Annotated in this window: 1 protein-coding gene; it reads right to left on the bottom strand. The window is 59.9% G+C overall.

The window, feature by feature from the left end; genetic code table 11:
* Positions 1-274, bottom strand: a 274-nt coding sequence (locus ACRHNM_RS16730) for a hypothetical protein (protein ID WP_431137753.1), incomplete at both ends; no start/stop codon positions are given.

The raw sequence follows: 274 nt of genomic DNA, 5'->3' as shown, positions 1-274 counted from the left end.
TCGTCTTCCTCAGGTTTTGCCGCCGGATGTTTACAATCCCCCCGATGGCGTCGTTCCCATCTGCAAACCGCAGGCCGTCGATGACGATGTCGTTTCCGTAGGAATAGTTCATCAGTACAGACAGGTCGAAGTCAAAGAACCGGAAGGTATTCGTAATACCGCCCGAGAAGTCCGGTAGCGGGCTGCCTGTTACCACCCGGTCGTCCGTGCCCGGGGTGGTGGTGATGTTGCCGTCGGCGTCCAGCCATTCGGCGTCCCCCCTCTGGGGGTTGGC

It is taken from the genome of Psychroserpens mesophilus (assembly GCF_050617655.1).
GTDB classification, from domain to species: Bacteria; Bacteroidota; Bacteroidia; order Flavobacteriales; family Flavobacteriaceae; genus Psychroserpens; species Psychroserpens mesophilus_A.
Note: the sequence above shows the minus strand (reverse complement) of the source record. Positions and strands in the feature narration are given on the sequence as shown.